Raw genomic sequence first — 14301 nt, forward strand, 5'->3', positions numbered from 1 at the left:
CCCCATGATCAGCCGCTACGCCCGCCCCGAAGCCGCCGCCATCTGGTCCAGCCAGACCAAGTACAAGATCTGGTTCGAGATCGAGGCCCACGCCGCCGACGCCATGGCCGAGATCGGGACCATCCCGAAGCTCGCCGCCGAGACGATCTGGGAAAAGGGCCGCGACGCGGTCTGGGACAGCGACCGCATCGACGAGATCGAACGCGTCACCAAGCATGACGTCATCGCCTTCCTGACCCATGTGTCCGAGATCGTCGGTCCGGAAGCCCGCTTCCTGCACCAGGGCATGACCAGCAGCGACGTGCTGGACACGTGCTTCGCCGTGCAGCTCAGCAAGGCCACTGACCTGTTGCTGGAAGACGTCGACCTGGTTCTGGCCGCCCTGAAGCGCCGCGCGCTCGAGCACAAGATGACCGTCTGCGTCGGCCGCAGCCACGGCATCCATGCCGAACCGATCACCTTCGGCCTGAAGCTGGCCGGCTACTACGCCGAGTTCCAGCGCGCCAAGGAGCGCCTGGCCATGGCCCGGTTCGAGATCGCCACTTGCGCGATCTCGGGCGCCGTCGGCACCTTCGCCAATGTCGACCCGCGCGTGGAACAGCACGTCGCCGACAAGATGGGCCTGGCCGTCGAGCCGGTCTCGACCCAGGTCATCCCGCGCGACCGCCACGCGGCCTATTTCGCCGCCCTGGGCGTGGTCGCCTCGTCGGTCGAGCGCCTGGCCACCGAGATCCGCCACCTGCAGCGCACCGAGGTCCTGGAGGCCGAGGAGCCGTTCGATCCGGGCCAGAAGGGCAGCTCGGCCATGCCCCACAAGCGCAACCCGATCCTGACCGAGAACCTGACCGGCCTGGCCCGCCTGGTCCGCTCGGCCGTGGTCCCGGCGATGGAGAACGTCGCCCTCTGGCACGAGCGCGACATCAGCCACTCGTCGGTCGAGCGCGGCATCGGCCCCGACGCCACCATCCACCTCGACTTCGCCCTGCGCCGCCTGGCCGGGGTGATCGAGCGCTTCAACATCTATCCCGACAATATGGCCAAGAACCTGGACAAGCTGGGCGGCCTGGTGTTCTCGCAGCGCGTCATGCTGGCCCTGACCCAGGAAGGCGTCAGCCGCGAGGACGCCTATGCCGCCGTCCAGGGCAACGCCATGAAGGTCTGGCGCGGCGAAGGCCGCTTCATCGACTTCCTGAAGGCCGATCCGGTGGTCTCCAAGGCGCTGTCCGACAGCGTGCTCGAGGAGCTGTTCGACTACGGCTACCACACCAAGAACGTCGACGTGATCTTCAAGCGGGTGTTCGGCGAGCAGGCCTAACGCGCCAATGGCGCGCAAGGCGGGCTTCCCACCGGTCGCCGACGCCAACACGCGCGTCCTGATCCTGGGCAGCCTGCCGGGCGAGGCCTCTCTGGCCGTCCAACAGTACTACGGCAATCCGAGGAACGCCTTCTGGCGGCTGATGGAGGGCGTGCTGGGCGCGTCCCTCGTCCCGCTGGCCTACGAGGCGCGGCTGGCGGCGCTGCGGGCGCATGGCGTCGGCCTGTGGGACGTAATCGCCGAGGCGGAGCGGCCAGGCAGCCTGGACGCGGCGATCCGCGATCCGGCGGCGAACGATCTGGTGAAGCTGATCGAGGGGCTGCCGGCCTTGCGGGTCGTGGCGTTCAACGGCGGGACCGCGGCGAAGCTCGGCGGGCGGCTGATCGACGAGCGCATCCCGACGATCGCCCTGCCCTCGTCTTCTCCGGCGCACGCGGCGCGGAGTTTCGAGCAAAAGGCGCAGGCTTGGAGCGCCCTCAAAACCCCTCTCTCATAGAGAGAGGGAGGGGCCCGCGCCGAAGGCGTGGGAGGGTGAGTGGTTACGAGGTCTCCGGAGAATCCCGGATCGTCCCGCCGCGCGTTTCGTCAGAGCTCTATTCTGAGAGGGGGAAACCACTCACCCTCCCATGCTGCGCATGGGCCCCTCCCTCTCTCTATGAGAGAGGGATTTTTAGGGCGCCGCCTACTTCGCGCTCTTCCAGTTGATCACGTGATAGACCGCGTTCCCTGGCCCCACATTCCGCAGCGCGTGCGGGCTGTTGCTGGCGTTGAACACCACCCCGCCGGGGCCAACCTTCTTCCAGACGCCGTCCGACAGCACCTCGACCTCGCCTTCGCGGATGATCACCAGCTCCTCGTTCGGATGGGTGTGCGGCGCGTGCGAGCTCAACCCCGGCTTCAGCGTCGTGACGTGCATCTCCAGCTCGTCGAGGGTCGCCGTCGGCGCGCGGACGAGCTGGGCGTAGGCGCCGACGTCGGTGTCGTGGAACTTGATCTCGTCCCAGCGCCACACCGACGGCCCCAGCAACGCCGGCTTGGGCGCCTGGGCGACGGCGACGCCGGCCAAGGTCAGGACCGCCGCGCCGGCGGCGATGGCGAGGTCTCGCTTGGTGATCATCCCAACACCCTTCATGAGACGGCTTCCTAGAACGTGTACGGCTTGCGCTGCGGGCGGCTGAGCATCGCATTGGCCTCGTCGTCGCCGATGAAGCGCTCGGCCTTGGGGTCCCACTTCAAATGGCGGCCGGTCTTCATGGCCGCGTGGTGCAGCAGGCAGGTCGAGCAGGCGCGGTGACCGACCTCGGCCGTGGCGGCCGGCGGCTTTCGGGTCCGGATCGAGTCCAGCCAGTCACCGTGCTGCTCTTCCGACCGGCGCAGATGGATCTCGTTGGGCCCGATCACGCTGTCCAGGATCCTAGGATCGCTGGCCGCCAGCGAAGGCGTCGGCTTCTGGCCGAAGCTGGGGTCGCTGGACGTCACCGGCGCGTCGCGAGCCACGAAGATCCAGCCCTCGGTCCCGATGAACTTCACCCCGTTGGGGAAGTCGCCCGAGATGTCCATGGTCACGCCATCGGCGTAGCGGGCGTGGGTCAGGAACTTGCCGTGCACGTTCCACAGGCCGCTCTTGGGGAACTCGGCCGAGCCCCAGACCTCGACCGGGCCGGAATGCTCCATGTCCATGCCCCAGTGGGCGGTGTCGACGTGGTGCGCGCCCCAGCCGGTGATCATGCCGGCGGTGAACTGCTCGCAGCGCAGCCAGCCCGGCCGGTCGAAGCTGTCCTGCGAATGCACGCGCATCTCGGTGTAGTAGGCTTGCGGCGTCGACCCCAGCCAAGCGTCGTAGTTCAGGTTGGCCGGGATCGGCTGCTGCGGGGCCTCGGGACCGGAAGGATCGCCCGGAAGCCCGACCTCGACATGCTTGAGCTGGCCGATGCGGCCGTTGCGGACCAGCTCGCAGGCGCGGCGGAACTGCGGCCATGGCTTGTCGGACCGCTGCTGCGAGCCGATCTGCAGGATGCGCCCCGTCGCGGCCACGGCGTCGGCCATGGTCCGCCCCTCGGCGATGGTCAGCGAGGCCGGCTTCTGCAGATAGACGTCCTTGCCCGCCTTGACCGCGTGCACGGCCAGGATGGCGTGCTGGTGGTCGGGCGTGGCGATGATCACCGCGTCCAGGTCCTTGGCGGCCAACAGCTCGTGATAGTCGCCATAGGTCCGGGCGCTGTCCCAGGGACGACCGAACTTCTTGCTATAGGTCTCGTCGACCAGTTGCTTGCCCAGGGCCAGACGCTTGGAGTCGACATCGCAGACCGCCAGGATCTGGGCGTGGTCGTACTTGAAGGTCTCGGCCATGTCGTGGCCGCGGGCGATGCGGCCCACGCCGATGACGCCGATGTTGATCCGGTTCGACGGCGCGTTCTGGCCCAGCACCGTGGCCGGCACGACGGTTGGAAAGGCGATGCCGGCGGCCATCACGCTGCGGCGGGTGAGCTTGCTCATCGTCCCCTCCTCCTAGCCCAGCACCGGACGGGTCGCGTTCTTCTGCGCCGTCAGCACCAGTTCCGCCGCCAGCAAGGCCTGGTCCTGATCCTGCGCCACCGACGTGCGCTCGACGATGTCGCTGACGAACTGTGGCCCGAACGGCAGCTGGACTTGGCTGCAGTCGATATAGCGGGCCGACTTCTTGTCGACGATCAGCAGGTGGTTGGCGCCCGGGCGGCCGGTGGGGTCGATATATTTGCGCAGCTCGATATAGCCCTCGGTCCCGAGGATGAAGAGCCGCCCGTCGCCCCAGACGCCCAGGCCGTCGGGCGTGTACCAATCGACCCGCACATAGCCCGTGCCGCCGCTGCCCACGCAGGTCATGTCGCCGAAGTCCTCGAACTTCGGATGGCTGGTATTGGCGATATTGCCGGTCTGGCTGGCCACGACCTTGGCGGTCTTGCTGCCGGTGTAGAACAGGAACTGGTCGGCCTGGTGCGAGCCGATGTCGGTCAGGATGCCGCCGTAGCGAGCCTTGTCCCAGAACCAGTCCGGACGCCCCTGGCCGATGCGGTGCGGGGCCAGGTTCACAGTTTGCACGACCTTGCCGATCGCGCCAGCCTGGACCAGTTCGCCGGCCTTGATCGCCGAGGGCACCTCGAGGCGCTCGGAGTACATGATCGCGTACTTGCGACCGGTCTTCTTCACCGCCGCGCGGACCTGCGCCAATTGCTCCAGGCTGATGATGCCCGGCTTGTCGGAGAGGTAGTCCTTGCCCGCCGCCATCACCTTCAGGCCCAGCGGCGCCCGCTGGTCGGGGATGGGCGCGGCGGCGACCAGCTGGATCGACTTGTCGTTCAGGATCTGGTCGATGCTGGCGGCGACCGGCACGTCGCCGTGCTGCGTCTTGAAGTCGGCCAGCTGCTTGGCGTCGTCGCCATAGGCATAGACCCACACGCACTCGCCGCCGCCCCGCTTCACGGCCGCCGTCATGCTCATGATGTGGTAGTGATCCAGGCCGATCACCGCGAACTTGATCCTGTGCTTGGGCGTCAGGGCCGGCCCCGGCGCGGCGACCTCCTGGGCGATGGCTGTTCCATTCGCCGCCAAGGCCGCGCCGCCGACACCGGCCGCCATCAGGAACGTGCGACGGCTCGCGAGATCGTTCATCGTTTCCTCCACGCGTCAGCTTGCCTGACCACTCGTTGACAGTGACCAGACCACTAAACGGCGGCGGAGAAAATACCTCTCGACGTCGTAGACGCCCAACCAGAGGTCGCAGGATCGCCCGCTCTCACATTACGGGAAATTCATCTGCGCGCGGCCCACGCTTAGGGCAGCATCCCGCCACATTAGGGGCATTGGGATCCTACACATGCGCATCTTCCTGCTGGCCGCCGTCTCGGCGATTGCTATTTCTGGGGCGGCTCTTTCGGGCGCGGCGCTGGCCGCCGACAAGCCGATGTACGGCGCCTGGGGCGTCGACCTGACGGCCGGCGACAAGACCGTCAAGCCGGGCGACGACTTCAACAAGTACGCCAACGGCGCCTGGGAAAAGCGCACGACGATCCCCGCCGACCAGCCCTCGGCCGGTGTCGGCTACGACGTCTTCAACCGCTCCCAGGACCAGCTGCGCACCCTGATCGAGACCGCCGACGCCTCGACGCCGATCGGCGGCCTCTACAAGAGCTTCTTCGACGAGGCCAAGGTCGAGCAGGTCGACGACGCGCCGCTGAAGGTCGACCTGGCCGCCGTCGCCGCCGTGTCGTCCAAGGCCGAGATGGCCAAGACGATGGGCCAGGCCCACGGCGGGTTCGGCCCCGACCTGTTCTCGCTGGACATCTATCCGGACGCCAAGAACCCCGAGCTCAACACGCTGTACATCGGCCAGTCGGGCCTCGGCTTGCCCGACCGCGACTACTATCTAACCGACGGCTTCAAGCCGCAGTTGGACGCCTATAGGGCCTTCGCCGAGCGGGCGCTGAAGATGGCGGGCTACGCCGACCCGGCCAAGTTCGCCGCCGACGTCATCGCCTTCGAGACCGCCATCGCCAAGGTCAGCTGGCCGGTCGCCGACCGCCGCGACATCGACAAGGTCTACAACCCCGTCAGCCTGGCTGAGCTGCAGGCCTACGCGCCCGAGGTTCCGTGGGCGGATTATCTGGCGGCCGCGGGGATCACCGGCCGCGACCAGGTGGTGCTGGGCGAGAAGACCGCCGTGCGCGACATCGCCAAGCTCTTCGCCGACACCTCTCTGGACACCCTGAAGGCCTGGCGCGTCGTGCAGGGCGTGCAGGAGATGTCGCCCTACCTCTCCAAGCGCTTCGTCGACAGCCGCTTCGAGTTCGTCAAGGCGCTGAGCGGCCAGACCCAGATCCGCCCGCGCTGGAAGCGCGGCGTCACCCTGGTGGACGGCAGCCTGGGCGAGCTGGTCGGCCAGGCCTATGTCGCCAAGTACTTCCCGCCGTCGTCCAAGGCCCAGATGGTCGAGCTGATCGGCAATCTGAAGGTCGCCATGGCCGAGCGCATCCAGAAGGCCCCGTGGATGGCCCCGGCCACCAAGCAGGCGGCCCTGACCAAGCTGTCGAAGATGTCGGTGATGGTCGGCTATCCCGACAAGTGGCGCGACTATTCGGGCCTGAGGATCGACGCCAGCGACCTCTACGGCAATGTGCGCCGCAGCGGCGCCTTCGAGTGGGCCTATCAACTGAACGACCTGGGCAAGCCGGTCGATCACGGCAAGTGGGGCATGACCCCGCAGACGGTGAACGCTTACAACGGCGGGCTGGAGAACAAGATCGTCTTCCCGGCCGGCATCCTGCAGGCCCCCTATTTCGACCCGGCCGCCGACCTGGCGGTGAACTACGGCGCGATCGGCGCGGTGATCGGCCACGAGATCAGCCACGGCTTCGACGACCAGGGCCGCAAGATCGACGACACCGGCAAGCTGCGCGACTGGTGGACGGCCGAGGACGCCAAGCGCTTCGAGGCCCAGGCCGCCGTGCTGGGCGCCCAGTACGGCACCTACGAGCCGGTGCCCGGCATGAAGATCAATCCCGCCCTGACCATGGGCGAGAACATCGCCGACCTGGCCGGCCTGCAGGTGGCCTATGACGCCTATCACGCCGCCCTGAAGGGCAAGCCCGCCCCGCTGATCAACGGCATGACCGGCGACCAGCGCTTCTTCCTGGCCTTCGCCCAGAGCTGGCAGGACAAGTCGCGCGACGACTCCCTCAAGCAGCAGATGGCGTCGGATCCGCACTCGCCGTCCAGCTTCCGGGTCATCGGCCCGACCCGCAACGTGGACGCCTGGTACGCCGCCTTCGGCGTCAAGCCGGGCGACAAGTTCTACCTGCCGCCGGAGAAGCGCTCGCGCATCTGGTAGGCGCTGGACTGGTCAACCAAAGAGCACGGGCGGGGGCGTCGCATCGGCGCCCCCGCTTCGTGTTTGCGCGCCGGGCTTTCCGAGTCATCCTTGCGTGATCCTGGAGGGCGCATGGGCTTCGCCTCGACCATCGGCGCGACGACATGGCGGTTCGACGGCCTGGCCGACCTGATGGCCAAGGCCTCGCCGCCGCGTTCGGGCGACGCCCTGGCCGGGATCGCCGCGACCAGCGCCCAAGAGAACGTCGCCGCCAAGCAGGCCCTGGCCGATGTTCCGCTGAAGACCTTCCTGTCCGAAGCCCTGGTCCCCTACGAGACCGACGAGGTCACCCGGCTGATCCTGGACGGCCACGACGCGGACGCCTTCGCGCCAGTGGCGTCCCTGACCGTCGGCGAGTTCCGCGACTGGCTGCTGTCCGAGGCCGCCTCGCCCGCCGCCCTCGCCCGCCTGGCGCCGGGCTTGATCCCCGAGATGGCCGCCGCCGTCAGCAAGATCATGCGCAACCAGGACCTGATCCTGGCGGCCAGCAAATGCCGGGTGACGACCAAGTTCAGAAACACCATCGGCCTGGCTGGGACCATGGCGGTGCGGCTGCAGCCCAACCACCCAACCGACGATCCGGCCGGGATCACCGCCTCGATCCTGGATGGCCTGCTGTACGGCTGCGGCGACGCGGTGATCGGCATCAATCCGGCCAGCGACAATCTCTCGACCCTCGGCGACCTGCTGCGGCTGATGGGCGACCTGATCCAGCGGTTCGAGATCCCCACCCAGTCCTGCGTCCTGACTCACGTGACCAGCGCCATCGAACTGGTCGAGCGGGGCGCGCCGGTGGACCTGGTGTTCCAGTCGATCGCGGGCACGCAGGCCGCCAACGCCAGTTTCGGCATCACGCTCTCGCTGCTCAAGGAGGGCCTCGACGCCGGCCGCTCGCTGAAGCGCGGCACAGTCGGCGACAACGTCATGTACTTCGAGACCGGCCAGGGCTCGGCCCTATCGGCCGGCGCGCACCACGGCGTCGACCAGCAGACGCTCGAGGCCAGGGCCTACGGCGTCGCCAGGGCGTTCCAGCCCCTGCTGGTGAATTCCGTCGTCGGCTTCATCGGCCCTGAGTACCTGTACGACGGCAAGCAGATCATCCGGGCGGGGCTGGAGGACCACTTCTGTGGCAAGCTGCTGGGCGCGCCGCTGGGGGTGGACGTCTGCTACACCAACCACGCCGAGGCCGACCAGGACGACATGGACAGCCTGCTGACCTTGCTGGCCACGGCGGGCGTCACCTTCGTCATGGGCGTACCGGGCGCCGACGACGTGATGCTGAACTACCAGTCGACCTCGTTCCACGACGCCCTCTATGTCCGCGAACTGCTGGGCCTGAAGCGCGCGCCCGAGTTCGAGGCCTGGCTCGCGCGGCTGAAGATCACCGGCGCCGACGGCCGCCTGGCCCCGCCGCGCGCCGGCCACCCGCTGCTGGCCAGCGCATGACCCGCCCCGTCCCGCCCGATCCGTGGAGCGCCCTGCGCGCCCGCACCCCGGCCCGCATCGCCATCGGCCGCTCGGGCGCCAGCCTGCCCACCCGCGAGGTGCTGGCCTTCTCCCTGGCCCACGCCCAGGCGCGGGATGCGGTCCACACCCCGTTCGACGCGCGCGGCGTGGCCCAGGCGATCGCGGCGCTGGAGGTCGCCACCGTCCAAGTCGACAGCGCCGCCGGCGACCGCGCCACCTATCTGCGCCGGCCGGACCTGGGCCGCCGCCTGTCCGACGCCAGCCGCCTCGCCATGGCCGCCGCGCATGGCCCGTGCGACCTGGCCATCGTCGTCGCCGACGGCCTGTCCAGCACCGCCGTCCACGCCCACGCCGCGCCCCTGATCGCCGCCCTGCTGCCCGTCGCGCGGGCCGAGGGCTGGAGCCTGGCCCCCATCACCGTCGCCAGTCAGGCCCGCGTGGCCCTGGGCGACGAGGTCGGCGAGGTTCTGGGCGCGCGGCTGGTGCTGCTGCTGGTCGGCGAGCGGCCCGGCCTGTCCTCGCCCGACAGCCTAGGCGCTTATCTGACCTTCCAGCCGCGCGTCGGCTGCACCGACGCCGAACGCAACTGCGTCTCCAACATTCGCGCCGAAGGCCTGACCTACGACCAGGCGGCCTTCAAGCTGGCCTGGCTGATGCGCGAGGCGCTGCGCCTGTCGGTGACCGGCGTGGCCCTGAAGGACGAGAGCGACACCGCCGCCCTGCCCCACGCCGCCACCCCATCTCTTTCCTAGGCCGGCGATCGCCCGCGATTTGGACGAACCGCGTTCGCCATGATCAAATAGTGACCGGCCGTCGGGACCGGGCGCCGAACCTATCTTCCAGGACTCGTCTCCCGACGAACGGGGCGCAAGCTTGGCGCTCAGGCCATGGAGGGACGGGTCATGAGCGAACCGGTAGGCGGCGGCGTCAGCTACGAAAAGGTCGAGGACGGCTATTTCGAGAAACGCGGCCTCAAGCGCTATGCGGGGGTGTTCTCGCTGTGGGCGCTGGGGGTCGGGGCGGTGATCTCGGGCCAATTCTCGGGGTGGAACCTGGGAATGGGGACCGGCGGCTGGGGCGGCATGTTCGTCGCCACCCTGATCATCACCGTCATGTACCTGGGCCTGACCTTCTCGATCGCAGAGATGGCGGCGGCCCAGCCGCACACCGGCGGGGCCTATTCCTTCGCGCGCTCGGCCATGGGTCCGTGGGGCGGCTTCATCACCGGCCTGTGCGAGAACGTCGAGTACGTGCTGACGGCGGCCGTGGTCTGCTTCTTCATCGGCAGCTATCTGGGCGGCATCTTCGAGACGCCCAGCTGGGCCCAGCCCCTGTACTGGATCGGGGCCTACATCGTGTTCGTCGGCCTGAACGCCGGCGGGGTGGCGATGTCGTTCCGCTTCACGGTGTTCATCACCCTGCTGGCCCTGGCGTGCCTGGCGGTGTTCTGGATCAGCGCCCTGCCCCACGCCGACTTCGGCAAGTACGCCCTGAACGTCGGGCCCGGCGGGACCGAGCTGAAGGACGGCCACGGCCCGTTCCTGCCGGCGGGCGTCGGCGGCGCCCTGGCCCAGCTGCCGTTCGCCGTCTGGCTGTTCCTGGCCATCGAGCAGTTGCCCCTGGCCGCAGAGGAATCCCACACGCCCCAGCGCGACCTGCCCAAGGGCATCATCCTGGGCATGCTGACCCTGATCGTCTCGGCTCTGCTGGTGCTGTGGCTGAACAGCTCGATCCCGGCCGGTGCCTTCGCCCTGGCCAAGTCGGGCGAGCCGATCCTGGACGGCTTCCGGGCGATCTATGGCGGTTCGCTGGCTAAGGTGCTGGCGGCGGTGGCCGTGGCCGGCCTGGTGGCCAGCTTCCACGCCATCATCTTCGCCTATGGCCGGCAGATCTATTCGCTGTCGCGGGCCGGATACTTCCCCCGCGCCCTGTCGGTGACCCACGGCGTGCGCAAGACGCCGGACGTGGCGCTGATCACCGGCTCGCTGGCCGGCCTGGCGGTGATGCTGGTGGTCTGGTTCGCCCTGGGCGCCGAGAAGGGCGCGGCGGTGATCGGCGGGACCCTGCTGAACATGGCCGTGTTCGGGGCCATGCTGTCCTATGTGGCCCAGGGCCTGTCCTACATCCTGCTGCGCCGCAAGTTCCCGCTGATGGAGCGCCCCTACAAGAGCGTGTTCGGCGTCGGCGGTGCGGCCCTGACCGTAGTGATCTCGCTGGTGACGATCTTCTACCAGCTGAAGGACCCAGTCTATCGGACCGGCGTCATCGGGGTGGCGATCTGGTTCGCCCTTGGCGTCGCCTATTTCGCCGCCATCGGCCGCAAGAAGCTGGTGCTGTCGCCGGAGGAAGCCTTCGCCCTGAACGGCGGCAAGACGGCCTACGAGACGCACTGAGGCGGATCAGCATTCGGCATCCTGCCGGAACCAGCCCCGGCCCCGTCTCCCCGGCGAAAGCCGGGGCCCAGATTCATCCGGAGAGGTTGGAGCTGACGCGCCTTTTCGCCTCGCCTGCCGGTAAACGCCCATGGGTTCGATCTGGGCCCCAGCTTTCGCCGGGGAGACGGATTTTGGAGCGCCTCGAAGCTGAACTCTGATCGGCGTCAGCTCCGGACATGAAAAAGGCCGCCCGAAGGGGCGGCCTCGTTCAGAACGTCAAGGCGGGCCGAGGCCTACTCGCCGGCCTTGATCTGTTCGCGGGCCACGGCCAGCAGTTCCTGCATCTTCATGCGGACCTCGCCTTCGGTCGTGGCGACGCCCGAGCCCTTCAGGTCCTCGAAAACCTTGCGCAGCACGTCCTCGTCGCCCGGCTGTTCGAAGTCGGACTTCACCACGGCGCGCGCATATTCCTCGACCGTCGCTAGGCCCATCAGGCCGGCCGCCCATTCGCCCAGCAGGCGGTTGCGGCGCGCGGTCGCCTTGAATTCGATTTCCTGGTCGTGCGCGAACTTACGTTCGAAACCCTGTTCGCGTTCGTCGAAGGTGGTCATGAAGGCCCCAAAGTCGCCTAGAGTCCGTCGCGGCAAGATAAGTCCATCCGGCCGCGGCAGGCTCCAATTCTAAACATTTAGAGCATGATGGTCGCCGAAACCGGCGTCCACTTTCTTCGATCATGCTCTTACGCCGGCTGCATATATCGTGGCGGTCTCCGCCGCAATCGGCGGATAAGCCGCAGTCGACGTTTCCCGCCCGACCATAGACCAAAAGACCCGGGTTTGTTTGCGCGGTCGCGCTCATTCGGGTAGGTTCCACAGGACATTTTTTAGTGAGCGGCCTTGAGTCGAACGCCGCGCGCAGCTATCCGCCGCGCGCGCTTTTCGTTTCTTCAAGCGGGCGCGCGCTTCCAGAAGGGCCTCGACGAGAGCCATGACGACCCGTCGCAAGAAGATCTACGAAGGCAAGGCCAAGATCTTGTACGAGGGCCCCGAGCCCGGCACCCTGATCCAGTATTTCAAGGACGACGCGACCGCCTTCAACGCCCAGAAGAAGGCGATCCTGGAAGGCAAGGGCGTCATCAACAACCGGATCAGCGAGTACATCATGACTCGCCTGAACGGGATCGGCGTCCAGAACCACTTCATCCGCCGCCTGAACCTGCGCGAGCAGCTGATCAAGGAAGTCGAGATCGTCCCGCTCGAGGTCGTGGTGCGCAACATCGCCGCCGGCTCGATCGCCACGCGCCTGGGCCTGACCGAGGGTCAGCCTCTGCCCCGCTCGATCATCGAGTTCTACTACAAGGACGACAAGCTCGGGGACCCGATGGTCTCCGAAGAGCACATCACCGCGTTCAACTGGGCCGCCACCCAGGAGATCGATGACATGATGGCCATGGCCCTGCGGGTGAACGACTACCTGTCGGGCCTGTTCAGCGGCGTCGGCATCACCCTGGTGGACTTCAAGGTCGAGTTCGGCCGCGTCTACGAGGGCGACTTCTCGCGGATCATCCTGGCCGACGAGATCAGCCCCGACAGCTGCCGCCTCTGGGACGTCGCCACCAACGAGAAGCTAGACAAGGACCGCTTCCGCCGGGACCTGGGCAACGTCATCGAGAGCTATACCGAGGTGGCCCGCCGCCTCGGCATCATGAAGGAAATGCCGACCGTCATCCAAGGCGGCGTGCACTAACTGTCCGGATCGGGAATATCGCGGCGCCGCGCGCGGCGAGGGAGAAACTGTAAGTGAAAGCCACCGTCCACGTGTTCCTGAAGCCCGGCGTGCTCGACGTCCAGGGCAAGGCCGTCGAGAACGCCCTGCATGGCCTGGGCTGGCCGTCGGTCAAGGACGCCCGCGTCGGCCGCGTGATCGAGTTCGACCTGGACGCCACGGACGCCGAGGCCGCCAAGGCCGAGGTCAAGGCGATGTGCGACAAGCTTCTGGCCAACACGGTCATCGAAAGCTACCGCATCGACGTGGCCTGAACGACCGGTCGCGCGCCGGCGTCGACAAGCAGCGCCCTAACTCAACAGGCCGTCATTCTCGCCCCGAAGTGACGGGCGCCGCCTCACGCTAGCTTCGCCCCTGCACGGTTCCCCGGATGAGCCAGAGGTGAAGCGCGTGAACGCCGAGGATGACGAGCGCGGTCAAGATGACGACGGGTATCGCGAGGTGTTCCTGACCCGGCTTCGGCTTCAGGAAGAGCGCCGGCGCCAGGCAGACCGCGGCTAGCACCGGCATGAACGCCAGCGCGACCGGACGGGGCGCGGTCCAGGTCACGGAGCCATCGAGCCACCATTGCATCGGTAGCTGACGCTCCCTCTTGAAACGACGGTTCGCACGCAGCGACATCGCCGTGAGAAGCCCCAAGGTCACTATCGCCACGATCGCGACCACCGCTTGCGTCATGACACGGCCTCCAGTCTTCCCGAGATTAAGCTGGTCGAGGGATTGTCCGCAACAAATCCGCCGGGTCAGCACCGCACGGCGGACGTGGATCCGAGGACGGCGTCGAATAGCCTCCCGCCGCGCGAAGGTTCGACATCGACCGCGAGCCATGGGGCTACGTGTTCTTCGTCGGATGGCTTAGGCTCGCCGCATGGGCCTCTTGACCTTCAGCATCAACGTCACCCTGGACGGCTGCGTCGACCACCAGGAGGGCATAGCCGACGACGAGACCCACGCCTTCTTCACCCGCCTCATGGACGAGAACGGCGCGATGCTGTGGGGTCGCGTCACCTACGAAATGATGGAAAGCCACTGGCCCGCCGTCGCCCGCGGCGACCTGGAGGCTCCGCCGGCGGTGCGCGACTGGGCCATCAAGCTGGAAACCAAGCCCAAATACGTCGTGTCCTCGACGCGTACGGCCTTCCCGTGGACCAACAGCCACCCCGTCGTGGGCGACCTGCGCACGAGCATTCAGGCGCTCAAGGACGCGACCCCGGCTGGCGTGCTCCTTGGCAGCGGCAAGCTGGCGACCGAGCTGGACCGGCTGGACCTGATCGACGCTTACCAGTTCCTTGTCCATCCCAGGATCGCCGGCCATGGACCGACCCTCTACCAAGGCGGGTTGCCCGGCGCACGACGGCTCGAACTGATCTCGGCCAAGCCCCTCCGCTGCGGCGCGGTCGCCATGCATTACAGGCGCGCGGACCGATAGCGGCCAGTCGCCCCCTCCAGTCGTCCCC

The 14301-nt window shown here is 67.7% G+C and carries 14 protein-coding genes; 9 read left to right on the forward strand and 5 right to left on the reverse strand.

Annotation, left to right across the window (positions count from 1 at the left end):
* The first annotated feature begins 4 nt into the window (after positions 1-4).
* Both purB and MZV50_RS19830 read left to right on the forward strand, forming a co-directional pair.
* Positions 5-1315 (forward strand): adenylosuccinate lyase, encoded by a 1311-nt coding sequence (gene purB, locus MZV50_RS19825; protein WP_252630995.1) that lies wholly within the window; start codon positions 5-7, stop codon positions 1313-1315.
* A gap of 7 nt (positions 1316-1322) precedes the next feature.
* Positions 1323-1811, forward strand: coding sequence for a DNA-deoxyinosine glycosylase (locus MZV50_RS19830; RefSeq protein WP_252630996.1), 489 nt, complete (start codon positions 1323-1325; stop codon positions 1809-1811).
* Between the two features lie 186 nt (positions 1812-1997).
* Here the strand turns inward: MZV50_RS19830 and MZV50_RS19835 are convergent, their stop codons facing one another.
* The 3 genes from MZV50_RS19835 to MZV50_RS19845 are packed head-to-tail and all read right to left on the reverse strand — an operon-like array spanning position 1998 to position 4963.
* Positions 1998-2432, reverse strand: coding sequence for a cupin domain-containing protein (locus MZV50_RS19835; protein ID WP_252630997.1), 435 nt, complete (start codon positions 2430-2432; stop codon positions 1998-2000).
* Between the two features lie 26 nt (positions 2433-2458).
* Positions 2459-3811 (reverse strand): Gfo/Idh/MocA family protein, encoded by a 1353-nt coding sequence (locus MZV50_RS19840; RefSeq protein WP_252630998.1) that lies wholly within the window; start codon positions 3809-3811, stop codon positions 2459-2461.
* 12 nt (positions 3812-3823) lie between these two features.
* Positions 3824-4963: a Gfo/Idh/MocA family protein gene (locus MZV50_RS19845; protein ID WP_252630999.1), complete on the reverse strand. Its 1140-nt coding sequence runs from the start codon at positions 4961-4963 to the stop codon at positions 3824-3826.
* 205 nt (positions 4964-5168) lie between these two features.
* Here MZV50_RS19845 and MZV50_RS19850 point away from each other — a divergent pair, with 205 nt between their 5' ends.
* From MZV50_RS19850 to MZV50_RS19865, 4 genes are all read left to right on the forward strand, one after another.
* Positions 5169-7178, forward strand: a complete 2010-nt coding sequence (locus MZV50_RS19850) for a M13 family metallopeptidase (protein ID WP_252631000.1) — start codon at positions 5169-5171, stop codon at positions 7176-7178.
* A 111-nt stretch (positions 7179-7289) separates the two neighbouring features.
* Positions 7290-8663, forward strand: a complete 1374-nt coding sequence (locus tag MZV50_RS19855) for an ethanolamine ammonia-lyase subunit EutB (RefSeq protein WP_252631001.1) — start codon at positions 7290-7292, stop codon at positions 8661-8663.
* Positions 8660-9436, forward strand: coding sequence for an ethanolamine ammonia-lyase subunit EutC (eutC, locus tag MZV50_RS19860; protein ID WP_252631002.1), 777 nt, complete (start codon positions 8660-8662; stop codon positions 9434-9436). Before MZV50_RS19855 ends, eutC begins: the two co-directional genes overlap by 4 nt.
* A 150-nt stretch (positions 9437-9586) precedes the next feature.
* Positions 9587-11077: an amino acid permease gene (locus MZV50_RS19865; RefSeq protein ID WP_252631003.1), complete on the forward strand. Its 1491-nt coding sequence runs from the start codon at positions 9587-9589 to the stop codon at positions 11075-11077.
* Between the two features lie 275 nt (positions 11078-11352).
* Here MZV50_RS19865 and MZV50_RS19870 read toward each other — a convergent pair whose 3' ends face one another.
* Positions 11353-11670 carry a DUF1476 domain-containing protein gene (locus MZV50_RS19870; RefSeq protein WP_252631004.1) on the reverse strand — a complete coding sequence of 106 codons (318 nt, stop codon included), beginning with the start codon at positions 11668-11670 and terminating at the stop codon, positions 11353-11355.
* 376 nt (positions 11671-12046) lie between these two features.
* Between MZV50_RS19870 and purC the strand changes: the two genes are divergently transcribed.
* Both purC and purS read left to right on the forward strand, forming a co-directional pair.
* Positions 12047-12805: a phosphoribosylaminoimidazolesuccinocarboxamide synthase gene (purC, locus tag MZV50_RS19875; RefSeq protein ID WP_223393904.1), complete on the forward strand. Its 759-nt coding sequence runs from the start codon at positions 12047-12049 to the stop codon at positions 12803-12805.
* 53 nt (positions 12806-12858) lie between these two features.
* A complete protein-coding gene (purS, locus tag MZV50_RS19880; protein WP_252631005.1) occupies positions 12859-13098 on the forward strand; it encodes a phosphoribosylformylglycinamidine synthase subunit PurS in 240 nt (79 codons plus the stop codon).
* 88 nt (positions 13099-13186) lie between these two features.
* Here purS and MZV50_RS19885 read toward each other — a convergent pair whose 3' ends face one another.
* Positions 13187-13522, reverse strand: a complete 336-nt coding sequence (locus tag MZV50_RS19885; RefSeq protein WP_252631006.1) for a hypothetical protein — start codon at positions 13520-13522, stop codon at positions 13187-13189.
* Positions 13523-13712: 190 nt separating this feature from the next.
* Here MZV50_RS19885 and MZV50_RS19890 point away from each other — a divergent pair, with 190 nt between their 5' ends.
* Entirely contained in the window at positions 13713-14273 is a 561-nt protein-coding gene (locus tag MZV50_RS19890; RefSeq protein WP_252631007.1) for a dihydrofolate reductase family protein, read from the forward strand.
* The last annotated feature ends 28 nt before the right edge of the window (positions 14274-14301 follow it).

The sequence above is a fragment of the Caulobacter segnis genome, assembly GCF_023935105.1.
In the GTDB taxonomy this organism is placed as follows: Bacteria; Pseudomonadota; Alphaproteobacteria; order Caulobacterales; family Caulobacteraceae; genus Caulobacter; species Caulobacter segnis_B.